General features: G+C 56.5%; 20 protein-coding genes. 17 read left to right on the plus strand and 3 right to left on the minus strand.

From position 1 onward, the window contains the following. Window positions 1-44: 44 nt before the first annotated feature. Window positions 45-1223: a 2-methylaconitate cis-trans isomerase PrpF gene (gene prpF / locus B2589_RS11675; RefSeq protein WP_286816679.1), complete on the plus strand. Its 1179-nt coding sequence runs from the start codon at window positions 45-47 to the stop codon at window positions 1221-1223. A 59-nt stretch (window positions 1224-1282) separates the two neighbouring features. Here the strand turns inward: prpF and B2589_RS11680 are convergent, their stop codons facing one another. The 3 genes from B2589_RS11680 to B2589_RS11690 form a co-directional block, all read right to left on the minus strand. Next, window positions 1283-2020 (minus strand): THxN family PEP-CTERM protein, encoded by a 738-nt coding sequence (locus B2589_RS11680; protein ID WP_286816680.1) that lies wholly within the window; start codon window positions 2018-2020, stop codon window positions 1283-1285. Window positions 2021-2245: 225 nt separating this feature from the next. After that, entirely contained in the window at window positions 2246-3289 is a 1044-nt protein-coding gene (locus B2589_RS11685; RefSeq protein ID WP_286816681.1) for an ExeA family protein, read from the minus strand. Between the two features lie 20 nt (window positions 3290-3309). Beyond that, a complete protein-coding gene (locus B2589_RS11690) occupies window positions 3310-4221 on the minus strand; it encodes an XrtA system polysaccharide deacetylase (RefSeq protein WP_286816682.1) in 912 nt (303 codons plus the stop codon). 257 nt (window positions 4222-4478) lie between these two features. Here B2589_RS11690 and B2589_RS11695 point away from each other — a divergent pair, with 257 nt between their 5' ends. The 16 genes from B2589_RS11695 to B2589_RS11770 all read left to right on the plus strand — a co-directional run bounded on the left by B2589_RS11695 (window position 4479) and on the right by B2589_RS11770 (window position 25744). Beyond that, window positions 4479-5879 carry a TIGR03013 family XrtA/PEP-CTERM system glycosyltransferase gene (locus B2589_RS11695; RefSeq protein WP_286816683.1) on the plus strand — a complete coding sequence of 467 codons (1401 nt, stop codon included), beginning with the start codon at window positions 4479-4481 and terminating at the stop codon, window positions 5877-5879. Window positions 5880-5915: 36 nt separating this feature from the next. Continuing rightward, window positions 5916-6554 (plus strand): XrtA/PEP-CTERM system exopolysaccharide export protein, encoded by a 639-nt coding sequence (locus B2589_RS11700; RefSeq protein ID WP_244177298.1) that lies wholly within the window; start codon window positions 5916-5918, stop codon window positions 6552-6554. Next, complete coding sequence (locus B2589_RS11705; protein WP_058340771.1) at window positions 6554-8125, plus strand: XrtA system polysaccharide chain length determinant; 1572 nt, start codon at window positions 6554-6556, stop codon at window positions 8123-8125. The genes B2589_RS11700 and B2589_RS11705 overlap by 1 nt, the downstream gene beginning before the upstream one ends. Beyond that, the gene (locus tag B2589_RS11710) at window positions 8125-9000 is read left to right on the plus strand and encodes a polysaccharide biosynthesis protein (RefSeq protein ID WP_286816684.1); all 876 of its coding nucleotides are present in this window, start codon (window positions 8125-8127) and stop codon (window positions 8998-9000) included. Before B2589_RS11705 ends, B2589_RS11710 begins: the two co-directional genes overlap by 1 nt. A 4-nt stretch (window positions 9001-9004) precedes the next feature. Beyond that, the gene (locus tag B2589_RS11715; RefSeq protein ID WP_286816685.1) at window positions 9005-10351 is read left to right on the plus strand and encodes a hypothetical protein; all 1347 of its coding nucleotides are present in this window, start codon (window positions 9005-9007) and stop codon (window positions 10349-10351) included. A gap of 23 nt (window positions 10352-10374) precedes the next feature. Next, window positions 10375-11370, plus strand: a complete 996-nt coding sequence (locus B2589_RS11720; protein WP_094624116.1) for a polysaccharide deacetylase family protein — start codon at window positions 10375-10377, stop codon at window positions 11368-11370. Beyond that, window positions 11367-13193, plus strand: a complete 1827-nt coding sequence (locus tag B2589_RS11725; RefSeq protein WP_286816686.1) for a carbamoyltransferase family protein — start codon at window positions 11367-11369, stop codon at window positions 13191-13193. The genes B2589_RS11720 and B2589_RS11725 overlap by 4 nt, the downstream gene beginning before the upstream one ends. A gap of 26 nt (window positions 13194-13219) precedes the next feature. Next, entirely contained in the window at window positions 13220-14344 is a 1125-nt protein-coding gene (locus B2589_RS11730; protein ID WP_286816687.1) for a GNAT family N-acetyltransferase, read from the plus strand. Between the two features lie 11 nt (window positions 14345-14355). Then, complete coding sequence (locus B2589_RS11735; RefSeq protein ID WP_286816688.1) at window positions 14356-15465, plus strand: FemAB family XrtA/PEP-CTERM system-associated protein; 1110 nt, start codon at window positions 14356-14358, stop codon at window positions 15463-15465. Beyond that, a complete protein-coding gene (locus B2589_RS11740; protein ID WP_286816689.1) occupies window positions 15462-16640 on the plus strand; it encodes a glycosyltransferase family 2 protein in 1179 nt (392 codons plus the stop codon). The genes B2589_RS11735 and B2589_RS11740 overlap by 4 nt, the downstream gene beginning before the upstream one ends. Beyond that, window positions 16640-17983: an O-antigen ligase family protein gene (locus B2589_RS11745; protein WP_286816690.1), complete on the plus strand. Its 1344-nt coding sequence runs from the start codon at window positions 16640-16642 to the stop codon at window positions 17981-17983. Before B2589_RS11740 ends, B2589_RS11745 begins: the two co-directional genes overlap by 1 nt. Then, a complete protein-coding gene (locus B2589_RS11750; RefSeq protein WP_286816875.1) occupies window positions 17980-19143 on the plus strand; it encodes a glycosyltransferase family 4 protein in 1164 nt (387 codons plus the stop codon). Before B2589_RS11745 ends, B2589_RS11750 begins: the two co-directional genes overlap by 4 nt. 2 nt (window positions 19144-19145) lie before the next feature. After that, window positions 19146-21059: an asparagine synthase (glutamine-hydrolyzing) gene (asnB, locus tag B2589_RS11755; protein ID WP_286816691.1), complete on the plus strand. Its 1914-nt coding sequence runs from the start codon at window positions 19146-19148 to the stop codon at window positions 21057-21059. A 56-nt stretch (window positions 21060-21115) separates the two neighbouring features. Next, window positions 21116-22192, plus strand: a complete 1077-nt coding sequence (locus B2589_RS11760) for a glycosyltransferase (RefSeq protein ID WP_286816876.1) — start codon at window positions 21116-21118, stop codon at window positions 22190-22192. Between the two features lie 12 nt (window positions 22193-22204). Continuing rightward, on the plus strand, window positions 22205-23644 hold the full coding sequence (locus B2589_RS11765) for an oligosaccharide flippase family protein (protein WP_286816692.1): 1440 nt from the start codon (window positions 22205-22207) through the stop codon (window positions 23642-23644). Between the two features lie 102 nt (window positions 23645-23746). Beyond that, window positions 23747-25744, plus strand: a complete 1998-nt coding sequence (locus B2589_RS11770) for a PA14 domain-containing protein (protein ID WP_286816693.1) — start codon at window positions 23747-23749, stop codon at window positions 25742-25744. The last annotated feature ends 11 nt before the right edge of the window (window positions 25745-25755 follow it).

Raw genomic sequence — 25755 nt, forward strand, 5'->3', positions numbered from 1 at the left:
TGGATTCCGTGGCCAAAAAGTCTTTTTCTACAAGAGGCGATACCATGAGTTTTCCTCCACAGATCAAGGTTCCAGCCACCTACATGCGTGGCGGTACCAGTAAAGGCGCGTTTTTCCGGCTACAAGACCTGCCGGAAGCGTGCCAGGTGCCCGGCGAAGCCCGCGACAAGCTGCTGCTTCGGGTGATCGGCAGTCCCGATCCCTACGAAAAGCAGATCGACGGCCTGGGTAACGCCACCTCCAGTACCAGTAAAACGGTGATTCTGGCCGCACCGACGCAGCCGGACCACGATGTGGACTACCTGTTCGGTCAGGTGGCGATCGACAAGCCGTTTGTGGACTGGAGCGGTAACTGCGGCAACCTGACCGCAGCCGTCGGTGCCTTTGCTATCAACGGTGGCTTTGTCTCTAAAGACCGCATCCCGGAAAACGGCACCTGCGTGGTCCGGATCTGGCAGGCCAACATCAAGAAAACCATCGTGGCCCATGTACCCATCACCAATGGTGAAGTGCAGGAAACCGGTGATTTCGAACTGGATGGCGTGACCTTCCCGGCCGCGGAAGTGAAGATCGAATTCATGGATCCGGCCGATGGTGAAGGTTCCATGTTCCCCACCGGCAACCTGGTGGATGACCTGGACGTGCCGGGTATCGGAACCCTGAAAGCGACCATGATCAACGCCGGAATACCGACCATCTTCCTGAATGCGGAAGACATCGGTTATAAAGGCACGGAGCTGCAGAACGACATCAACAGCGACCCGAAAGCGCTGGCCATGTTCGAGACCATCCGTGCCCATGGCGCAGTGAAAATGGGCTTGATCAAGGATGTTGCCGAGGCGGCTAACCGTCAACACACTCCGAAGGTGGCGTTTGTGGCCAGGCCGGCGGATTACGTGTCGTCCAGCGGCAAGCCGATCAATGCGGCGGATATCGACGTGCTGGTCCGCGCCTTGTCTATGGGCAAGCTGCACCACGCCATGATGGGCACCGCAGCCGTCGCTATTGCAACGGCTTCCGCGATTCCCGGAACACTGGTGAACCTGGCGGCCGGCGGCGGTGACCGTACCGAAGTGACGTTCGGCCACCCGTCCGGAACTCTGGGCGTGGGTGCTGAAGCGAAAGAAGTGAACGGCGAATGGACTGCCACCAAGGCCATCATGAGCCGCAGTGCGCGGGTTATCATGGAAGGTTGGGTGAGGGTGCCCGGCGATACCTTCTGAGCAACGCAGTACCGCCCCGGAGCCCCGGGGCGGTACTGGATTTGCCTACACCGAACGTGTCAGGCGGCCTGGCGGAACTTCCTTCTCAGGCCGAGGCCCGCGAGGCCCAGACCCAGCAAAGCCAGAGTGCCGGGTTCCGGGACGTCCGCAACGTCGGAGGTGAACACGCCCCTGAGGGTTGCCACGTTGGTTGCGTCTTCCACGGTCCAGAACTCCTCTGCCAATCCTCCATTGTAGAAGAAGCCAAGGATGTCTATGAAGTAGTCGACTCCTCCGATCGAAATGCTGTCGGAGGCTCCCACATTCAGGCTAAAGGTGACCTGGTCTGCACAGCCGTTGACATTCACGCCAACGCCATTTGGCCCACCGTCTGCACAAGGGTTCGCCCCGTTCGGTGTTTCATCATGCAGAAAATCGAAGTAAGAGGTTATCGAATACGGGTTGCTGTCTATCTCCAAGTCCGTCACCACCTTAAGTGTTGCTGAAAGCAGCGATGCGGAATTTGCAGAAATCGGGTTGTTGAAATGGGTAAACGTACCCAGGTCAAAAGCCACCTCCTCAGCAATGCCCAAGACAGGGGGAGGGGTGACAGAGTCAAAGCGATAACCGCTTGGACCACTAGAACCTGACCCCCAACGAATTTCTTCACCCGATCCAACGATATTAATAGGAGGTGACCCTGGGTTGGTTGCTGTCCAGGTGCCGAGCACGTTGTTGATGTCAATCGTAGCTGCTGATGCGGCCCCTGTTGTTAATGCTGCGGCAGCCATGCCTGCCATCAGAATTTTCCTGTTCATAATGTTCCCTCACTGGCAAAAGCCTTGTTTCTACTCCTTGGTCCACGAATAACTGGACGCCCACACATTTCCAGCATCGCCCGTACCAAGGGGAAATTTTCCGAATTTAATCAGGCTCCTGAGGCAGCGATAGCCTCGTATACCCGCGAATACTGCTTGTAAGTTGTAAAGAAAGCGGACAGTTGCGGGCGGGACTGGCAAGGGAGCGAGCGCCTCAGGGGGTGGCTATTTCTTTCGGATTAGGCTGGTCAGGTTGTCCAGGGATTTTTTGAAGCTGTCATCTGTGTGCCCGTCAGGGAATAACCTGGTTAATTGGGCCTCGATTTTTTCCAGCGCGTTGGCGATGCGGTCCAGACTACGCTCAGAGTTTGATGGTGCAACCTCCGGGCCGGTGGTCGCAGGTGGCGGGGTGGGGTAGGCGGGGGTTGTTTGTGGGCGGTACCCGGAGCGGGGTTTCTTGCGCACCGGCTCTTCGCCCAGTATCTCGGTACGAATAGAGTTCAGGTCGTGCGGGTCAATAAACGGCCGGTCTTCGGAGTAGGCGCACATCAGCATGCCGTCGCACAGTTTGTTGATCAGCCTGGGAATGCCGCCGCTGATCTTGTGAATCTCCCGCACGGTTTCTTCATCGAACAGTTTGTTGCCGCCATGGCCGGAAACCAGTAGCCGGTAATCAATATACTCGGCGGTTTCTGCCGGAGTGAGTCCCTCGAGGTGGAAAAACAGTTTTACCCGCTGGGCCAATTGCGGAATCGATGTTATGGCCTGTCTCAGTTCCGGCTGGCCGAGCAGGATGACCCGCATGGACGGCCCGCCCATGCTCTCCATGCCGGTGAGCATGCGGATATCTTCCAGGTTCTCCCGGGTCAGGTTCTGGGCTTCGTCGATGGTCAGCACCACCGGAGTGCCTTCCCGCGCCATGGTTTCCAGGTATTCGGTAATCTGGAACAGCATGGCCACCTTGGTGTCGTCTTTCACTTCCAGCCCGGCCTTGCGCAGGATCAGCGCAAACAGGTCCCTGGATTCCAGGTTGGTGTAGGAAATGTTCAGCAGCTTGAGGTTGCCTTCCAGGTTCCGGATGGTTTTCTTCAGCAGAGTGGTCTTGCCCGAGCCAATCTCTCCACTGATCACCACAAAACCTTCCGAACTCCAGATGGCAGAAGACATGTACACGTAGGCCCGCGAATGCTGCTGGCTCATGTAGATAAAATCGTCTTCCGGGGTGATGCGGAAGGGGTGTCGATGTAGTCCGAAGAAGTCCAGGTACATAGTCAATTCCTGTGGAATACTCAGGCTATGCCGAGAATCTGCCGGGTGCTGAGGGTTTGCCGCTCCGGGCTGTAGGCGCGGAAGCTCTCGCTGACGGTGCTGAAGCGGAAATCCTGCAGCAGTTGCTCCAGCCGCTGCTCGCACTTGTCCAGATTGGTGTAGTGGCGGAACCGGGAGAACCAGCTGGCGTTATTAAACCTGGGTTGCTCCGGGTCGACCTCCCAGGGGTGGAGATAGAACATCTGGGGGCGATGGCCGTTGCCGGAGGCGTTGTTGAACAGATAGCGGAACAGCGGGTATGGGAACTGGCGGAAATAGCCGCCACCCGCTGCCGGAACCGGTAAGCCGAGTACCCGAGCTGTGGTTAGAGGAAATTCCTGTAACAAGGCCCCGTTTTCCGTACGGATGGTGTAAGGCGCCCGGGGTGAGCCGGGGATACCGTAGTTGTCGTGCCTGACCGGAAAGATGCTGGAGTCCCAGCGAAAACCGTATTCAGCAAGGATGTCGAGGGCCCACAGCGAATCCTTGGTGATGGAATAGCTGGCGGCCCGGTAGCCGTGCACCGCTTTGCCGGTAAGGTCTTCAAGAAGGGCTTTGGAACGCCGGGTTTCCTGCCGGAAGGTTTCCGGAGATTGCCGGTAAATCAGCTGGTGACTATAGCCGTGGGAGGCAATCTCATGGCCTGCGCGATCAATCTCCCGAACCAGTTCCGGGTAGTGTTCCGCCACCCAGCCCAGCACAAAGAAAGTTGCCTTGACCTGGTGCCGTTCAAACAGATCAAGAAGCTTGCGGGTGTTCTGTTCCACACGTGAAGGCAAGGTTGGCCACTGTTCCGGTTTTATTACACCGGATAGCGCTGCGACGTGGAAATAATCTTCCACATCTATGCTCATGGCGTGTAGCGGCTGGTCAGACGGCATCCGGTCTGGCATAGGAGTTCCTTCCCTGTATGGCTTGCACCGATTTTCACCTACAGCTGGCTTGAAAACAATCAATCCCTGATAAATATTAAAGACAAAAGTTAAAACAATGTAAAAAGATGTTACAAAAAGATACAATCGGCTTGAGCTTGGCAGGAGCCAGGCGCAGAATGAAAATTGTACAAAAAGGGAACAGTTTCGCGATGGCGATGCTGTAAACAGGTTGCGTTGTCGTTGGCAGTTTCCGGCAGCCGACAAGGAAGTTTAACGTGTCCTATATACGTTTCCGAAAACATTACCTCCACATACCGTACCTGGTATTGGCGGTGCTTGAATTTGCAGTTCTGCTTGGCATATTCGTGGTGCTGGCGGTAGCCTACCCGTTCGCGGGAGGTCAGGCTGCGCCTGAGGATGTGTACTCGTCAGTACTGTTTGCCGGCATTCTGAGCCTGGGCACCCTGGCCATGGGTGGCTACACCGGTATTGTCCAGGAAACCGTCGCCCAGCTGTATTTCCGCACCCTCGTTGCCTACTGCTTCCTTGGCGGCATCGGCCTGATGCTTGTCTATGCCTTCCTTCCGGACCTCGACCCGGGCAGCACCAATCTGTTCTGGGCCATCCTCTTGTGTTCCTTTGCCGTGATCATGCTTCGCCGCAGCTTCTCGGCGCTGGTGGATTCTGAAAAGCTGGTGCGCCGTGTTGTTATCTTTGGTTCCGGAGGCTACGCAGCCCGGATGCTGGCGGAATACGACCGCAACATGCGGGCGCTGGGCGTTCGTATCCTTGGGTGCGTCTCGGATTCCGACTCGCCCGTGGTTTCGGCTGACCGCTTGATTACCGCGCCCGCAGATATCTACCAGTATTGCCGGCAAAACCGTATCTCGGAGATTGTCGTGCTGCAGCAAGAACGTCGGAAAGCTGAAGGCGGCTGGTTACCGGTTCCGGAGCTGATGGAATGCAAGTTGCGGGGTATTGCGGTCACCAACGGGATCGATTTTTACGAGCGGGAGCTGAAAAAGGTCAAGCTGGACCTGGTGCACCCGTCCTGGATTGTTTTCTCCGAGGGTTTTCAGGCGTCACGGCGCCAGCAATGGACCAAGCGGATTGTGGATCTCACCCTTGGTTTATTCCTGCTGATTATCACCCTGCCGTTCATGGTATTTACCGCCATCGCGATCCTGCTGGAAACCGGTCGCCCCGTTATCTACAGCCAGACCCGGGTCGGCCTGCTGGGCCGGGAGTTCCGCATTTTCAAGTTCCGCAGTATGCGCCAGGACGCCGAAAAAGATGGTAAGGCCCAGTGGGCTTCCGCCAACGACAGCCGGGTTACCCGGGTTGGCGCATTCATCCGCAACACCCGGCTTGATGAACTGCCACAGATTTACAACGTGATTCGCGGCGATATGAGCATTGTCGGCCCGCGGCCCGAGCGCCCCGAGTTTGTCTCGGAGTTGCGGGAAAAGATCCCGTATTACGACACCCGTCACTATGTTCGGCCTGGCCTGATGGGGTGGGCTCAACTTAAATATCCTTATGGGGCCTCGGTAGAGGATGCCAGGGGGAAGCTGGAATACGACCTGTATTACTCGAAAAACCGCAGCCTGCTGATGGATTTCCTGATTATGATCCAGACGGCAGAAGTAGTACTGCTTGGAAAAGGTGTGCGCTGACACAGCCGCAATAAAAAAAGGAACGGGAGGTTCTACATGAATGCCTTGGTTGTAATCAGAAACGGAGTGCTGGCCCTGTTTGCGGTGATGCTGGCCGCCTGCTCGGCTTTGCCACCCTCGGAAACCATGCCACCAGCTTCGGAGCTGGAGCCGGAAGCATACGAAATCGGCGTTGGCGATACCGTAACCGTGCATGTGTGGCGTAACCCTGAGCTCGGGCAGTCCATTACGGTGCGCCCCGATGGCTATATCTCGTTGCCTCTCATGGGAGACGTAAAGGCCGAGGGCAAGCGGCCGGAAGAGCTGGCCTCAGAAATTACCCTGGGCCTGGCAGACTACATCCGTACACCGGAAGTGACCGTGATGGTGACCAATCCGGTGAGCAAGGAATTCCGCAACCGCATTCGTATTACCGGGCAAGTGATGTCGCCCCAGTCGGTGGCGTTCCAGCCGGGCATGACCGTGCTTGACCTGGTTCTGCTGGCGGGTGGGCTGACAGACTTCGCCGCCGATGGCCGGGCAACGCTGACCCGCATGATTGACGGCCAGTACCAGAGCTACAGCCTGGACCTGGGCGCCATGCTGAAAGATGGCGATATGAGTGCCAATCACGCCCTGCAGCCAGGGGATGTGATCAGCGTTCCCAGAAAGCAGCTGTTCCGCGGTGAACTCTGATGGATCTCCAGCTCCTTCTTGATACGCTGCGTGCGGTAAAGCTGGAGCTGTACCGCAAGCGGGTTATGGCGGCGGTGATCTTTATGCTGGTGACGGCCGGCGTGTTGGCCGTGGCCTTTGTGACACCTAAAACCTATACCTCCCATGCCGTGCTCTATGCCGACCAGAGCAGCGTGCTGCAGCCGCTTTTGCGGGGCCAGGCGGAAGTATCGCAACTGGACCGTATCAACGAGGCCCGGGAGCTGATCCAGAGCCGGACTTTCCTGGAACAGGTGGCGGCAGACACCGGCCTGATCACCGGCATGGAGCCGGACCAGCAGCGCAATGCCGCGATTGCAACGTTGCGCAAGCAGGTGAATCTCAGGGTAACCAACCGGAGTTTTCTGGAGCTGACCTACAGCAGCGGGGAGCCGGACCAGTCGTTCCAGGTGCTGAGTGCAGTACTGAACCGTTTCCTTGAACGCACGGCGCGCAAGAAGCGTTCAGAAAGCCAGGGCGCGTTCGAGTTTATTGATTCACAGGTGAAGGCCTACCAGCGCCAGCTCGAAGAAGCCGAGCAGCGGCTGAAGGAGTTCCGGGTTCGTAACCAGGATGGAACCGAGGGCAATGTCACGGCTCGGATCGAGCGCCTGCGCGGTGATATCGAAACCCTGAAACTGGAGATTGAACAGACCGAATCCCAGGTGGAACTGACTCGTGCCCAGCTGGCCGAAGAGCAGCCGGTACGACGCATTACGCTCAATGCCGGTCAATCCTCAGCCGAGCGCCGGCTGGCAGCGTTGCGGCAGGAGCGGGACAGCCTGTTGCTGCAATATCACGAGAAGCACCCGGATGTAGTCTCGGTCCTTGGCCAGATTGAAGACCTTCAGCGCCAGATAGCCACCCAGCCCGCCCAGGAACGGGAGGGTGCCCTGACCGAAGTAATGGAAAACCCGGTTTACGAAAGCCTGAAGTTGCAGCTGGCTGAAAGCACTACACGGCTGGCGGGGCAGAAAAACCGGCTGACATCTTTGCAGGCCCTGCTGGATGAAGCCTTCCAGCGTGGTGAAAGGGTTGCGGCGAACCAGGCCGAACTGAGTGAACTGACCCGGGATTACGACGTTACCCGGGAAGTCTATGAAGATATGTTGCAGCGCCGTGAGAAGGCAAGGTTGACCATGACCCTGGACGTACAGGGAGAGGGGGTCAGCTACAAGATCCAGGAGCCCGCATCCTATCCGGTGTCCTGGGATGGCCTGCAACTCTACCAGGTTGGGATCGCCGGGCCATTCCTGGGCAGTGCAACGGTACTTGGCTTGCTGGTGATGCTGGTGATGTTCGATCAGCGGGTACGCTCGCCCCGGACACTCCAGTTGGCGCTGCCGCCTGCGATACCGGTGCTGGCTACCATTCCACACTACAGCAGTTCATGGAAAGACCGTTTGCTTCGCAAAGACGTGATTGGTCTGCTGTTTATTCTGGGGATCTTTATGGCCGGCTACCTTGCGTTTCTTCTGTTCAGTGTAATGGGCGTAACGCCGGAACAGCTGGTGCGTAAAGTCAGCGAGTTGCTTGGCAGTGGGGGCGCTTGATGGACGACAACAAACTCTACAAAGCGCTGTTGAAAAGCCAGGAAGAGCGGCGCCAGCACAAGGCTCAACCCGGGGAGGCCCGTTCCGAAGAGCAATTCCGGAAGGAGAGGCCGTTTGCCGGTACCCAGCGCCGGATTCCGGACCTGGGCCCCATTGTTACCGACGCAGCAGACCACCGCCCAACGGTTTACGACCCTGCCTTGTCGCTGGGGATGATTGCCAATCCCAAACCCTGGACCCAGCAGCAGCTCCGGGAAAAGAAAATCATCTATCCGGGTATGCCCGACAAGCGGGTGATGGATGCTTACCGGGAGCTGCGTATCCAGCTCAGAAACCGGGCTGGCGACAAGGGCTTTACTGTGATGTACAGCAGCCTTGGCAATGATTCCGGCTCGGTGCTGACCGCCTACAACCTGGCGGCAGCGTTTGCCATGGACGCCCACACCTCGGCTCTGTTGGTAGACTGCGATCCTCACGACAATGCGCTGCCGGCGTTGGTCTCATCGAAAATGGGCAGTGGTGTGACGGATTATGTCGCGGATGCAAAGGTGGATATCAAGTCCATTCTGTACCCCAGCGGTGTAGACCGGTTAACCGTAGTACCGGCCGGTACACGGGTGTCCCATGCGGTGGAGCTGTTCGCAGCGGCGCGTATGCGTGACCTGATGCAAGAGCTCAAATACCGTTACCCGGACCGCTGCATTATCCTTAACACGCCGCCTATCCGGCGCAGTACCGAGGCCCGCATTCTGGAGCGGTTTGCCGACCAAATCGTGTTTGGCGTGCCTTTTGGCGATGTGACAGCTGAAACAGCAGCGGAATGCGTGGATGCGGTTGATCCGCAGAAATTCGCCGGTCTGGTTTTCCAGGAGTGAAGCCATGAAGTTCAGGGAAGAAAGGTTCAGATGGTTAGTTGCCCCGCTTTCATGCGCAGCGGTGGTTCTCAGTGCCCCGGTTGTGGCCCAGTCATTGTCGGACACGGTAGAGAGTGTGTCCGGTTCGGCCTCGGCCTTTGGCGAAGCCGTGCATACCCGAATGGATACCGCCGATGGCCGACGCAACAACACCAAGCCCGGGGCAGGTGTGTCCGGCCAGGTGGGGGGCGCTCTCAGAAGTGGCGCCAATCATTTATCGTTGAATTACGGTGGCAGCCTGTCTACCAGCAGAGATCTGCCGTCCGGAGACCAGACCGATTCCAGCTCGGTAAACGGTGCGGCCCGCTACGACTACGCAACGACTGCGAACCCCCTGGATTTCAATCTTGGCCACAGCATCCAGTCTGTTCGTAACAACACCGGTTTCCTGCTGAACGCCGGCGACTACGATACCCGTAATACCCTGACCAGTGGTGCCGGGCTTACTTTCCAGCCCGGCGAAGTGTCTTCCCTGAGACTGGCTGGCCAAGCGGGAAAAAGCTACGGCAGTGGCGACCTCAATGATTCCGAGTCCCAGACGGTCAGCGCCGATTTCTCGCGCCGGTTGACCGAGCGATCTACGGCGGGCCTGAGTGCCCGTCGTAGTTGGGCTGATGATGCGGGTGTTGATACCACCATCGACAACGCAGAGCTGAATTACAGCCTGTACCTTGAGAACGGTTTTTTCAGCTTCGGCGCGGGTAAGAGCTGGTCTGAAGCCGACTACCCGGGGCAGTCTACCCAGGAAAGTGACGCCATGACTGGTTTCCTGACCCGAACCTGGGCAGGCCCGGAAACCAGCACCTCTGTGGAGTACAACCGGCGGTTATCAGACAGTACAACGGATCTGTCCTTGAACCTTCCGCCTCAGTTTGCCTTTCTGCCAGACACCATAGAGCTCCGGGAACTGGTGGTGAGTGATGCGGTTTTGGTTTCCCATAACACCAGCAAGCTGTGTGATGTGTGCAGCTTGGGGGCCACCGCCCAGGTCGAGCAGCTGGAATCCGAGCTTTCGGGCGCAACCACCTACAACTACGGCGCGGCCCTGAATCTGGGCGTGGATATTACAAACCTGCACCAGCTGACGGCCTCCTACAGCTGGCAGGCGGATTCCGGAATTGAAACCGGGCGTATTGACGAGCAGAGGCATCAGTTGATTCTTGGCGTTAGCCGCCGGCTGGCGGAAGACGTGCGCATGGGGTTGCAGCTGCGACAAAGCTGGGTCCGGCGCAAAGCGGAAAATGCTGACCAGGAACAGTATGCCGTCCGACTGTTTATCGCCAAAGATTTCAGCCTGACGTCAACACGTTGAACCACCACGGACAGAAGGGAATCATGTTCGACAACAAACGCTACATCGAACTTGCAAAGGAAACGCCGCCGCAATTGCTGGTGGTGATCGATACCGAGGAAGAGTTCGACTGGAAGGCCGAGCCGGATGCATTCGAAGACCGGGTCACTGCCATGGACTGTATCGACCGGGTGCAGGATATTTTCAACGACTACGGCATTCAGCCCTGCTACGTGATCGATTATCCCATCGCCAGCAAGGTTCAGGGTTATCGGAAACTGCGGGACTATGCGGAGCAGGGCCTGTGTGAGATTGGCGCCCATCTGCACCCCTGGGTGAACCCGCCCCAGACAGAGGAACTTACGCGCCCGAATACCTACCCGGGTAACCTGCCGGAACCCCTGGAACGGGAAAAGCTGACGGTTCTGAAGGAAACCATTCGCCAGAACCTGGGCGTAGCGCCCGTAGCCTACAAGGCGGGGCGATACGGTTTCGGCCCCAACACCGGGCAGATTCTTCGGGATCTGGGATTCAGTATCGATCTTTCCGTATGCCCGCCGCTGGATTCCCGGGCAGATGGCGGCCCGGACTATCGCCGCTTTGATGCGCGGCCTTTCTGGTTCGGGCCGGCAGGACAACCGCTGCTGGAAATTCCCTGTACCGGTGGTTTTATCGGCTGGGCCAGACCCGCCGCCGTGCCGCTGTATGAGCTGGCAACCCGAATGATCCGCTTCAAGGCGCCGGGCATTCTTTCTCGGGCCGGTGCGGTCGACCGCCTGATGCTGTCACCTGAAGGCTTTACGCCGGACGAGCACGTGAAACTGACGAAAGCCCTCTACCGGCAAGGGGTGCGAACCTTCACCTGGAGTTTTCACAGCCCGAGTGTCGTGCCCGGCAACACCACCTACGTTCAGGATGAACAGCAGCTGGAGCAGTTCCTGGCGAGCTTCCGGCAGTATTTCGATTTTTTCTTTAATGATCTGGGCGGCAAGGCGACCACGCCAACTCGTCTGCGTACCCTTATGGAGAGCATGGTATGAAAGTTCTCGGGATTTCCCCCCTGGACAAGGATTCAACCGTTGCCATTGTTGAAGATGGCGAAATTCTGTTCGCTGCAGGGGAAGAACGTTTTTCCCGCACCAAGCAGCAGGACGGCTTTCCCCAGCTGGCTCTGGAGGCGGCACTGGATTACACCGGCCTGCAAATGCAGGATTTTGACCTGGTGTGCTATCCATTTCTCACCTGGGAAAACGAACAGAAGCTCTTCCACAAGAACCTGGAAGACGAGAAAACCTTTATCAAAGGCTTTCAGCCCGGGGACCTGAGCAGGCAGGTGAAGGAAGCGCTGGAGAAGGTGCCGGATCGCAATCAGCCCATTCATGGCCTGGAACACCCCAATGCCATCATGGAAAAGAGCTTTTTACACAGCTCGTTTTACAGCATGGCGGGGGCCCAGAAACTGGCTTCCAACAACGCCGCGTTCAAGGCATCGCGCCAGTGGGGTGAGGCTGCAACCGAGAGCTTCAAACGCTGGGAGCAGGATCTTAATAATGGACTGGCCGAAAATGGCTGGACCAAACCAGTCAAACGCATGGATCACCACCTTTCCCATGCCGCCAACAGTTTTCTGTGCAGCGGGTTTGACCGTGCCCTGTGCGTGACCCTGGATGGCTACGGCTCAGGATTGGCCGGTTCCGTCAGCGAGGCCAGTAACGGCAAGATCAAACGCCTCCATGGCCTGCCGTTCCCGAATTCCCTCGGCACACTGTACGAGCATGTCACCTCAAGCCTCGGCTTCAAGCCGAGCCGCCATGAAGGCAAGATCGTGGGGCTGGCGTCATACGGTGATCCGTCCATTCTGGGGGACATCCTTCTGGGCCGGATTGAGCAAACGCCCGGGGACTTCCGCATCTACGAGGCCAATAACGTGTATTTCTCCCGTTATCTGGCGAGCCGGTTCCCGAAGATCGACGTGGCGGCGGCCTACCAGTATGTGCTTGAGCAAGTGGCCTGCAACTACGTTCGCCACTGGGTTCAGAAAACCGGTATCGACACGTTGGTGTTGTCTGGTGGTGTGACTGCAAACGTCAAGCTGAACCAGCGGTTGTTTGAGATTGAAGGGGTCAATCACATCTTCGTGTACCCGAATATGGGTGATGGCGGCTGCGGCACCGGTGCTGCGCTTTATCACAGCTGGCCTGGCGGTATTAAGCCTTCAATTTCCAGCGCCTATTTTGGCCCGGACTTCCCGGAGGCACAGCTTGAAAAGGCATTGCAGGCCGAGGGCCTGAGCTTCTCCCGGCCAGAACACCTGGCGGCAGAAGTGGCTGCGCTGATCCACAGCGGACAGGTGGTGGCCCGCTTTGATGGCCGCATGGAATACGGCCCGAGGGCGCTGGGCAACCGCTCCATCATGTATCACGCCCGGGAGCCGGAAGTGAACCAGTGGCTGAACAAACGCCTGGGCCGCACCGAGTTTATGCCCTTTGCGCCGGTGACCTTGTACGAGGCCAGGGAGCGCTGTTATCACAACATCAAAGGTGCAGAACACGCGGCTGAATTCATGACCATCACTTTCGACTGCACCGAGTTTATGCGGGAAAACTGTCCGGCAGCAGTGCATGTAGACGGCACGGCCAGGCCGCAACTGATCCGTCGTGAAGTTAACCCGGGTTACTACGACATCCTGAAAGAGTACGAAAAGCTCAGTGGCATTCCGAGCCTGATTAATACCAGCTTTAACATGCACGAAGAGCCGATTGTCAGTAGCCCGGAAGATGCCGTCAGGGCCTTCTTGCAGGGGGCGCTGGATTATCTGGTGATGGGGCCGTACCTGGTGAAACATCCGAGCCCGAAGCACTGAACGCGCCATGGAGCAGGATGCGTTGTATGAACTCTGAACGGTTGCAGGTTGTTCGCTACCCGGTTGCTGACCTTGAGCGGCTGGAAGCGCTTTGGCGCGACCTGGAAGGCCGGGCTTCGCCAACCGTGTTTTTGTCCTGGCAATGGCTGGGGCATTGGCTGGCGGTTTATGAACCTCAGGCGCAGGTTCTCGAAGTAACCCAAGGCGATCGGGTAGTGGGCCTTGGCATTGTGGTGCAGACGGAAGAGCGGCGCCATGGTGTGCTCCGTTCCAACTGCCTGCGACTGCACCAGACCGGGCACCGGCAACAAGACCAGATCTGGATTGAGTATAACGGGTTCCTGGCGGAGCAGGGCATGGAAGCGTCAGTTGCGGCCGCGTGCCTGCAGCACCTCTGTAACGATATGCCCCAGTGGGATGAATTCATTGTAGGCGCTATAGATGCCGAAGAGGCCCGCCACTACGCAGAGCTTACCGGTCTGTTCGCCCATCTGCGATGGGAAGCCCCCTGTTACGGGGTAGACCTGGATGCCCTGCGCCGCAGTGGTCAGCATTACCTGGATACCCTGACGCGAAACACTCGTTACCAGATCAACCGATCTCACCGGCTTTATGAAGCGTGGGGCGCTGTGGAGCTGGTGCGGCCCGATTCCGCCGAAGAAGCCGTGGCTATCTTTGACAGCATCGGGCCGTTACACCTGAACCGCTGGGGTGCAGGCCCGGACCAGAGCGGCTACGCAAACCCGGATTTTGTTCGCTTCCACCGCAGCCTGATTCAGGATCAATGGGCCAGCGGCGGTGTCGATCTGGTTTCGGTTAAGGCTGGAGATGACATGATCGCCTCCTTCTACAACCTGCTCTACGACCAGAAGGTGTATTTCTATCTGGGCGGCATGAAGACCGAGCCCGACAACCGCTACAAGCCCGGTTTGTTGGGCCACAGCCTGTGCATTGAAGACTACCGCCACCACGGATTCCATTATTACGACTTTATGGGAGGCGACGAGCGCTATAAAACTCAGTTGGGATCGCTTCATAAGCAGCTGGTGCAGGTGTCGCTGCAGCGGGACCGCTTCAAGCTGAAGCTGGAAGATGTGATGCGCAAAGCCCGTAACCGGCTCCTTCCCGAGGCCGGAGGGAGGCTGAAATGACGGTGATGGCGATGGCTGATGTCACAGGGCATAAACAGACGCTACCCGCTGATGTGAAAGTGGAGCGTTGCGTGGATGTGGACCGAAGCGCCTACCAGAATTTTGTGGCTTCCCATCCACATGCGACGGCCTATCACAATATTGCCTGGCTGGACGCGGTGGAGCAGGCATACGGCCACCCATGCTGGGTAATCACCGCATGGCGCGGGCACCGTCTGGTTGCGGTATTACCGGTTTGCCAGTTACGCCGTATTGGCGGTGGCTCCCTGGTGTCTTTGCCGTTCAGTGATCTGGCCGGCCCGCTGTACGAGACCATTGAAGGCGAATCGGCCCTGAAAACCGGTGTCCGAACCCTGCTCTCCGAGTTGGGTGCAAGCACCCTGGAAGTCCGGCGTAGAGGGCCGGCACTCAGCGAAGAGGATATCGCCGAACTGGAGCAGCGGAAAAGCAATCGCAAAGTCAGCATGGTCGCTTCTTTGCCGGAGTCTTCCGAACGGCTGTTCGCCAGCTATAAACCGAAACTGCGTAGCCAGATTCGCAAAGCGGAAAAAAATGGCCTGACAGCCGAAGTGGTTACCGGTGCCTCCGGAATCGACGCCTTCTACTCGGTGTTCGCCGCCAACATGCGGCGCCTTGGCTCGCCGGTTCACAGCAGGGAGTGGTTTGATGCCCTGAAAACTTCCTACGACGACCGCCTGCTGGTGGGCATTGTTCGTCTTGAAAATGAGGTGGTGGGTGCCGGCATCGTGCTGGTGCAGGGCAAGGCAGCCTGCATCCCATGGGCCTCCACCCTGGCGGAATACAACCACCTGGCTCCGAACATGCTGTTGTACTGGACGCTGCTGAGTTACGTGACTGATTCCGGGTGCAGACAGTTCGATTTCGGCCGGTCCTCTTTCGGCGAAGGCACCTATCGCTTCAAAAAACAGTGGGGTGCAGAGCCTGTGGCGCTGGACTGGCAAAAATGGCAACCGGATGGTTCGGTGCTTGAGTCCCCGGCTACTGAACCGGGGCTGCTGGTAAAGAAACTTCGAAGCTGGATTGAAACCTGCTGGCGGATGATGCCACTGCAGCTGGCCAACCGGCTGGGCCCGAAGTTAAGGAAACATATCAGCCTATGATGTCGATAGTGTTGGTGATCACGGTTGTGAGCCTGCTGGTGCCGGTCTATGTGTATGCCGGATACCCGGCCATGCTCTGGTTTTTCACCCGGGGCTACCCGGTGCGGACCCACCGGATTGGCGACATCACACCGACCGTGAGCCTGATTATATCGTGTTACAACGAAGCGCCGGTTATCCGCGCCAAGCTCGATAACGCACTGGCGCTGGATTACCCACGCAATAAGCTGACCATTCTGGTGGTGTCTGATGGCTCCGATGACGGCACCGATGACATCGTTCGCGAACATCAGGGGCAGGGCGTGCGGCTGATCCGCCAGGAGGGCCGGCTTGGTAAAACCATGGGCCTGAACCAGGCCATGGAAAGCGTGGACACCGACCTGGTGGTATTCAGCGACGCCAATGCTATGTACGCCGCCGATGCCATCACCAAACTGGCACGCAACTTTGCTGACCTGGACGTGGGTTACGCCGTCGGAGCGGCGCTCTACACAGACGGCGACGCAGGAGCCAGCGCCAGAAACGAGAATTTGTACTGGCGCTATGAAATGGCGATTAAGCAGATGGAGTCTCGCCTGCACTCGGTGGTCGGCGGAGATGGTGCCATCTATGCCATTCGCACCCGCCTGTGGGAGCCACTGCAACCAAAAGACATCAACGACTTTGTGAACCCGCTGCAGATAATAGCCAAGGGTTACCGGGGCGTGTTTGATGCCCAAGCCCGGTGCTTTGAAGAGACCGCCGGTGAATTCGACAAGGAAATCGCCCGTAAAGAACGCATTGTTAATCGCAGCATTCGCGGCCTGATGCGGGTGACGTCCACCATGAATCCGTTCAGGGCAGGGGTGTTTGCCTGGGAGGTTATCTCCCACAAACTGCTGCGCTGGCTGATACCGCTGTTCTTGCTAACCGGAACAGCCGGTAGCGTGCTGCTGGCGCTGGCGGGTTTCAGGCTCTTTCAGCTCATCACCCTGGGCGCGGCCGTGCTGATGATTCTGGCTTGTGCCGGCCACATCGCCAAAGACAAGAATGCAATGCCGGCCTGGATCTCTACACCTTATTACTTCGTGATGGTCAATCTCTATGCGGTCCGAGGGATTGTGAAAGCCATGCAGGGAGAAACCCAGGTTACCTGGAGCAGTGCCAGGCCGGTTAACGGCCGGGAGCAGAGTTGATGTCCAAGTTTGCGCTGCTGTTTTTGTTGGTGTTCTTTGGCGGGATTGTGGCTGCGTTGATGTATAGCGGCACGGCAGCGTTCGTGTTGTATCAGCTGGTTTATTTTCTGAATCCGGATGATCGGTGGTGGTCGGCGTCGATTCCGGGTCTCAGGTACTCCTTGATTGCGGTTGTCTTGATGATTTTTGTACTGGTAACCCGCCACCGGGAGCAGGCAGCGAAAAGCCCCTGGCTGGCCCAGCCCGCTACGAAGTGGATCATCCTGATTCTCGGGATGTATTACTTCATGTACCTGCACGCCATCAACCCGGTAGCCCATGACAAGTTCACCTTCGACTTCACCAAAACGGTCATCATTATTGCGGTTGCCTACAAACTCATTCACTCGGAAAGAGCACTGCACGCCGTGATGTGGGGTTACATCGCCGGTGCTACCTATCTGGGGTACCTGGCGACTGTCACTGGCCGAAACGCCGGAGACAGGGTAGAGGGCATCGGTATGGCCGATGGTACCGATGCTAATGATGCCGCTATCACCCTGGTGCCTGCAGCGGTCATCCTGATGTACCTGGCCTGGATGGGTAACTTCAAAACCCGAGTGCTGTGCGTACTTTGTGGCGGCCTGATCGCCAATGGGCTGGTTCTGATCAATAGCCGGGGGGCGTTTTTGGGGGCAGCCACGGGCGTGGGGATTTACCTGCTGTATATGCTGTTTTCCCGTTTCCAGAAAAAGGGCCAGCGGGCGATGGCAATTCTCATCGTAGTTGGTGGCCTCTCCGGCGCGCTCTATCTTACCGACGACCAGTTCTGGGGCCGCATGAATACTATGCAAGACCTCGAAGACAAATCCAGTGGCGCCGGCCGCATGGAGTTCTGGTGGGCCACTTTTACCATGATGAAAGAGCACCCGGCGGGGCTTGGCATCATGGGTTATCAGGAAATCAGCGCAGCTTACATTCCTCCGGAGGTGCGGGGTAAGGAAGAGAAACGGGCGGTTCATTCGTCCTGGTTCCAGTTGTTGTCCGAACTCGGGTGGCCGGGTCCGATTTTGTTTTTCTTCTTGCTGATGTCGCTTTTAAAGGTAAACCGGCAAGCCAAGAAACGACTGATCAGTGAAGGGCGAACGGATGAGTATTTTCGGGTAGTCGCCCTGGAAGTCGCATTGCTTTCCTACATGGTGTCTGCCTCGTTTATAGACCGTTTCCGGTCTGAAATTCTGTGGTGGATGATTCTGTTCGTAGCGGCTGCGGGCAATGTCTACTACCTGCAATTTCAGGAGCACCTGGCCCACAGAAGGCTTGGAAAGCGGCCATCACCCAACGCAACGGAAATGCCCACATGACACGGATTAACGTTTTACAGTTCATAACCCCTGCCGGCTTCTACGGTGCAGAACGCTGGGTACTGGCACTGGCCAACAACATTGATACAACTGCCGTGAACTGCGACCTGGCCGTCACCCGTGAGAGCGCAGACCAGGATCTTACAGTGGCCGACCTGTACCCGACGAGTGAGGGACAGAAAGTTCACTACCTGGATATGAACGGCCGGTTCGATGCGAGGGTGATTAAAGAGCTATGCCGGGTGATTCGTGAAAGGAACATCCACATCATCCACACCCATGGTTATAAATCGGACATCCTCGGCCTGATTGCCGCCCGCCGCACCGGAATACAGTGCGTCAGCACACCGCACGGGTTTTCCGGGAAGGTGGGGTTCAAGCTGAGTGCTTTTATAAAGGTTGGAACTTTTATGCTGCGGTATTTTGACCAGGTGGTGCCGCTTTCGGAAGAGCTGGTTCAGGATATGGCACGGTTTGGTGTGCCTGCCGCCAGAACCCGTTTTATTCGCAATGGTGTTGATCTGACCGAGATTGATGTGTTCAGAGCCGGTGAGGCAGGGCGTCCGGGAGCCAATGAGTCTGCGCACCGGACCATTGGCTTTATCGGCCAGATGATTCCCCGCAAGGGAATTCCTGATCTGCTTGCGGTGTTTGATGCTCTGTACCAGACAGATAATCGCCTGCGCCTCCAGTTGCTGGGCGATGGCGCCCAAAGGGCAGAGCTGGAGGCTCAGGCCAGTAAGATGGCGAGTGAGAGCGCCGTTGAATTTCTAGGCTTTCGCAGTGATCGCCTGAACCTGCTTTCCCGTTTTGACCTTTTCGTGATGACCTCCTCCCTGGAGGGCATTCCCCGCTGCATGATGGAAGCCATGGCTATGGGAATTCCCGTGATTGCCTATGATATTCCCGGGGTTGATCAGCTGGTTGAGCATGAAAAAACCGGGTTACTCGCTCCCCTGGGAGATCGTGAGTCACTGGTCGAGTGTTGCAGCCGAGTGTTGAGCGACAAGGAATTAGCCGAATCACTTACCCGGAATGCCCGTGAGATGGTTAAAGAGCGTTACTCCGCCGCTCGCATGGCTCAGGAGTATGAAACTTTGTTTTCCAATCTGCTGAACGGGCCTGTCGGAGAGGCAGTATCGGTCAGGAGGGCAGGCTGAGAATGTGTGGTTTGGCCGGTTTTCTAAGAACGCCTTCTACACCCGACAGAGCTGCCCATAAAGATTGGCTTGCGCGCATGGGCGAAAGCATCAGGCACCGCGGGCCAGATGCCGGGGCTATCTGGACTGATGATGAAGTCGGGCTTGTTCACCGCCGGCTCAGCATCATTGATCTGTCTGAGGCCGGAAACCAGCCTATGGTGTCTGCCTCTGGCCGGTATGTGATTGTATTTAACGGCGAGATTTACAACTTTCAGGAATTGAGGGAACACCTGTGTCGCGAAGGCCATGTTTTTCGCACAGGAACCGACACCGAAGTCTTGCTGACACTTTATGAAACTATGGGGCCGGAATGTCTGGGTCAGCTGAACGGGATGTTTGCGATCGCTGTCTGGGACAAGACTGCCAGCAGCCTGTTTCTTGCAAGGGATCGCCTGGGTAAAAAGCCGCTTTACTTCTATCACAACGCTGGCCATTTCGCCTTCGCCTCCGAGATCAAAGCCTTGTTGCCCCTGCCCTTCTTGAACACGGAACTGCGGCACGATGCGATCAAGGATTTCTTTGCCTACCAGTATGTTCCAGACCCTAAAACCATCTACCGCAATATCTACAAATTGCCCCCGGGCCATTGGCTGGAAACCGATGGTGTAAAGGTCCAGCAGGCCCAGTACTGGGATCTGGCGTTCGATAACCCGTCATCGCGAAGCGCGGATTCGCTGGCGGAAGAGCTGTATGCCTTGATTGACGATGCGGTCCGGTTGCGCATGGTTAGTGATGTTCCACTTGGTGCATTTCTCAGTGGTGGCGTTGATTCCAGTGCGGTTGTTGGCTTGATGGCCGGCCACAGTCAAAGGCCGGTGACCACGTGTTCCATCGGGTTTGACTCCAGGCACTTTGATGAGGTGGTGTGGGCGCAGAAAGTTGCGAACCAGTTTGGGACGGATCATCACGAATTTACCGTTAAGGAAAACGTTGCCGGATCACTGGGCAAGATTTCCAGATACTTTGACGAACCCTTTGCAGATCCTTCGTTTGTACCCACGTATTTTGTGTCTCAACTGGCACGGCAGAAAGTGACCGTGGCTCTGGCCGGGGACGGCGGTGATGAGAATTTTGCCGGCTACAGCAAATACCGCACTGACCAGATTGAAAACCAGATTCGCAGTTTGGTGCCCGGTGGGATACGGCGTTCGCTGTTTCCGTTGTTGGCAAGAATGCTCGGCCAGATGGATAATACACCGGCTAAGAAAGCGAACTCCTTGCTGGGAACCCTGGCGACAGAGCCAGACCAGGCGTTCTATACCTCAAACTGCTTCTTTCGGCCGGAAATCTGGAATTCACTGGTAAGCGGTGAGCTGGCGAGAGAAACCAAAGACTATGACCCCGGTGAGATCACCCGGCACCATTACCGGCAGGCTAAGGCCGAAGACCACCTATCGCGAATCCTGTACACCGACATCAAAACCTACCTGCCGGGGGATATTCTGGTGAAGGTCGATCGGATGAGTATGGCAAACTCCCTGGAAACCAGAGCGCCGTTACTGGATTACCGCGTGGTCGAATTCGCAGCCAATATCCCTTCGCGATTAAAGCTTCATGGCAAAGACAAGAAGCACATTCTTAAAAAAGCGTTCTCAGGCATGCTGCCTCAAGATGTGCTGTACAGAAAGAAAATGGGATTTTCTGTGCCCCTGGCCCAGTGGTTACGGTGCGAGCTCCGGGAAATGGCTGAATCGTTGCTTCTGGCACCGGACAGTGGGCTGTCGAATTTGTTTGATCCCGCTGGAATCCGCCGCCTGTGGGAGCTACATCAGTCCGGCAGGGACAACGTAACCCAGGAGCTTTGGTCTTTACTGGCCTTTGAACTCTGGTGGCAGAGTTACCAGAAAGACCAAGCGGGAGGAGGGCTGCTTTGATGGGGTCCCCCAAACACAACGCCCCCCAACCGAAAGTCCTTCACGTTACGTTTAACATGGGAATAGGGGGCACTGAGCAGGTTATAAGGCAACTGGTTCTGGGTAGCCGGGGGCAGGAGGTCGAACACGAGATAGTCTGTATCGATGGGCAGGTTGGCGCAATCGGGGAGCAGGTGCGGGAGGACGGTATTCCCGTGCACCGGGTCTCCCGTGCCCCTGGATTTGACCGGAAACTCATACGGGCCCTGCGAGACCTTATCCGGGCACGGGATGTGAGTATTGTTCATTGCCATCAATACACTCCGTTCCTGTATGGGCGGTTGGCAGCGGTGGGGACAGGCGCAAAAGTGGTGTTCACCGAACACGGACGATTTTACCCGGACAGGTACCGTTATAAGGCCGCCTTGATCAACCCTCTTCTGGCAATTCTGACTCCGGCAGTTGTGGCCATCTCCAGTGCAACCCGGGATGCCCTGGCAAAATATGAGTTCATGCCCAAAAGCAAAATCCAGGTGGTCTATAACGGCATTCAGCCGTTGAAGGCGGATCCAGCGCGCATTACCGAGCTAAGGAGTGAATTGGGGATTCCGGCAGACAGCTTTGTCTACGGTACTGTTTCCCGACTCGACCCGGTTAAGAATCAGGTAATGATGCTGGAAAGCTTCGCCCACTGCCTGAAAGATTACCCGGAAAGTTATTTGCTTATGGTTGGCGACGGGCCTGAAAGGCAGAGACTCGAAGACCAGGCTGAGAGTCTGGGCGTTTCGGAAAAGGTTCTCTTCACCGGCTTTATTACGGAGCCGGCCCAGCACCTTGCGCTTATGGATGCATTTTTACTGTCCTCTCATACGGAAGGCACTTCGATGACACTTCTGGAGGCCATGAGCTTGGGGCTGCCTGCTGTTGTGACTGCCGTCGGTGGAAATGTCGAAGTTGTGGAGCATGAGCTATCCGGATTAATTGCACCGGATAGCGACACGGCGGCGTTTGCGAAAGAGATGGTAAGGCTCCAGCAGCAAACCACATTGCGAGAGAAAATTTCAGAAGCTGCCAGAGACCGATTTCAAAGCCGGTTTTCGGCTGAGGCTATGGTTAATAGCTATCTGCGCATTTATCACCAGCTGCTCTCCTGAAGGTAAAGGTTTATGTCCAGCAGTATCCGGCGCGCTGTTCTGTACTCATCTGCAACTAGGTATAGCATACAGTTTATTGGACTTGCTTCGACGATGGTGATTGCCCGGCTGCTGTCTCCGGAGGAAATCGGAACTTTTGCGATTGCCAGCGCTATCGTGATGGTCATGAGTGAGTTTCGTTTGCTCGGAGCAGGAGCCTATCTGGTTCGGGAGCAGGAGCTGACAGAAGAGAAAATCCGTTCAGCCACCGGGCTCACGGTACTGATTTCCTGGGGACTGGGTCTGCTGATCTGGCTGGCGGCGCCGTGGGTGGCAGGGTTCTATGAGCTGGAGCCCTTATCGATTATTTTCCGGATACTCTCGGTGAGCTTCTTTGTTGCTCCATTCATCAGCATACCAACGTCCGTGTTGATGAGGTCCTTCCGGTTTAAGGAGCTGTTTGTAGTCAAGCTCTACACCACACTGGCTAATGTGCTGATTACCATCAGCCTGATTCTGGCCGGGTTCAGCTATTACGCCCTGGCTTGGGGGTACACACTTGCTGTTTTGGTCGAACTGCTGGTTTTGATTTATTACAGGCCGGCGGGTATGCCCTGGGGGCCCTCTTTCCAGCGTGTGGGGACTATTGCCCGCTTCGGGATCTACACCTCGTTAGCGGGTTTTTTACGGAAAGGTGTGGTGACTGTGCCGGATATGATCATTGGTAAGCTGGGCACACCGCTTCAGGTCGGCCTATTCTCCCGGGGGCTCGGATTCATCGAATTTGTCTCTCAGACCCTCATCATGGGCGTAAAGCCTGTGGTGCTGCCTTATCTGTCAGACGTAAAGCGCAGCGGGGGTGATATTAATCAGGCTTATCTGCAGGCCAGCGTGATGCTTGGCGGGTTGATCTGGCCGGTTCTGGCTGTGGCAAGTGTGGTTAGCCTTCCAGCGATCTATCTCTTTTTCGGTGATCAGTGGCTTCAGGCTGCGCCTTATGCTTCGCTGATTGCCTGGTGGGCAATCTTCCGGATGGTGCATTGGTTCTCTAGTGACTTGTTGATGGCCCGCGGCTTTGAAAAGGTCATGGTGATAAAAGAGGCGGTTGTGTTCCTCGCACATTTTCTGGCGATCCTGCTTTTATTCCCGCTTGGCCTGAAGGCCGTAGCGGCAGGGTTCGCCGGAGCGGGTGCTATCGACCTTGTGGTGACCAGTTGGGTGCTTTGGCGGTATCTTGATCTGAACCCGGCGCTTATGGTTCGGGCCTGGGGCCAGAATGCCCTCATCATGGTTTTGTGCGGGCTGGCTGCCTGGGGCTGTTATGAGGCCATACTTGCGCAGGGGCTCGGCATGGTGGCAGGTCTGTTAGTCGTTGCGAGCGTATTGCCGCCGGTCTGGCTCGGACTGATTTTTGTTTTGAAACATCCCCTGCGAGCAGAGCTGGTTCGTGTTATACGAATCTTGCACGTCTGATCAGCGTGTTATCACCAATCGGTACATGGCCTGAGTGGCAGCTTTTGAGTGTAGATACAATACTTCACGTAATGTTACGCACTGAAACCTATGGAGTCTGCTATGGCAAATGGAATGAAGCTGTCGGCCTGTCTGGCCTTTGGCCTGTTGGGAGGGTGCCAGTCCTGGTCAGTACGTGACATCGATTCACTGCCACCCACCGCCTCCCTACCGCCAACAAGCGAGCAAGGAAAGGTAGAGTTACGGTATTTTGATAACGTGACGGCTTCGTCGATAGACGAGCTTACGGCCTTGGGGCGGTTCCCTGATAACCCGGATGAGGTTTCAGAGCTGGCCCGCCTGGAGGTGCTTGATAACCGTGCAGATCAGTATGGGGGCTTTGTTCGTGGGTTTATTGTTCCGCCAAGTAGCGGCACTTACCGTTTCTTTATCAGTGCGGATGACGAAGCGCAGTTTATTTTCAGCACGACCGCCAGTTCAGCAGATGCCCAGGTCGTTGCCAGCGTGCCGCGCTACAGTTCTCGCAACCAGTTCGACAAATACAGCTCCCAAGCCTCTCCGATATTCAACCTGGAAGCCGGTAAGCGTTATTACTTTGAGGTGATTTACCGGGAGGGCTATGGCGGGGACCATTTCTCGGTTGCCTGGGAGGGCCCGGGGATCACGCAATCGATAGTTGCAGGTGATTACCTGTATTCCTACGGAGAAAGCAGCGCTATCTATCCAGGAGACGAGCTATCGAAAGAGGGATTTTCGCTGGGCTATCGGGTAGGTTACTTCGATGGTGGACAGGGCTTGGCTTTCAATCCTTCCTATCCGCCACTTGATGATGATCAGGACGGCCTCTATGACAATTGGGAAGAGTTTCATGGCCTGAGCGCCTCTGATTCTGCAGACGCCACATCTGACCGGGACAATGATTTCCTGACAGCAACAGATGAGTTCCGCTTTGGTGCGAACCCTGGAAGCCCGGACACAGACGGCGACGGCATACCTGATGGTGTGGAGTTTGCCTACGGTTTGGACCCGCTTAACCCGGGAGATGCCCGCGGAGACCTGGATGGAGATGGCGTTTCCAATCTGGATGAATATAACGCTGGAACCGATTTTACCGATGCCCAGGATGTGCCTGTGAAAGAAGCGGAATTGGTTCCGGGTATGGTCGGTCAGTATTTTTCGGGACGAGACCTTGATCAGTTCTTCTTCGCTCGCCTGGATGACAAGGTTGAGTTCGACTGGGGTAGTGGGTCGCCAGGCGAGGGAATCCCTAACGATGTCTTTAGCGTTCGCTGGGTAGGTTATTTCCAGCCGCCTCATAGTGAGGGGGCGCGGAGCTATACGTTCCGGGCGCGTCGGGATGACGGCGTCAGAATCTATCTGGGTGGAGAGCGGATTATGGACCGCTGGAGTGGTGGAAGCACATCCAACTATTACACAGCCTCGAGATCCGTAGAAGCGGGAGAACCAGTACCTTTAATCATCGAATACTCAGAGGGTTATGGCGGCGCCCGGATTTTCCTGGAAATTCAAGATAGCGAAACCGGCCAGCGACTTCCGGAATCATCTGTGCTGCTAACCACGGCATTAGATGCCCCTGTCTCTGAGGACTCCAGTGGGGATGGTATTCCGGATAGCTGGGCATTGAGGTTTGGTCTCAACCCGTACGAACAAAACTCAACCAAGGTGCTGAACAGCAGTAATGTGACAGTGCAGCAAGCCTACAACGAACAGCTGGATCCAAGAACACTCGAGCCAGACGACGAGTGGTCTGGTGGCACCGTGGGTAGCAGTCCTGCACCCGAGCAGCCTCCTGTCGAGCAAGCTCCTCCAACATCTACAACCACTGTTACTTTGAGCTGGACTGCGCCTGGTACACGGCTGGATGGTAGTTCGATTTCACTATCAGAGATTGAGGCCTACGAAATCCTGTATGGCCAATCTGAAACTAACTTGACCGAGCGAGTGGAAGTAGGGCCTGTGGAGACCGAGTACACGTTTGAGGGGCTTAAAGCAGGAACCTGGTATTTTGCCGTGCGGGTGAGAGATAACTCTGGGCTTTGGAGCCCTAATTCCGAGATCGTGAGTCGTTCAGTAGAGTAAAAGCCTCACAC

Origin of the sequence: Marinobacter sp. UBA3607 (genome assembly GCF_002375525.1) — a bacterium.
GTDB lineage: Bacteria > Pseudomonadota > Gammaproteobacteria > Pseudomonadales > Oleiphilaceae > Marinobacter > Marinobacter vinifirmus.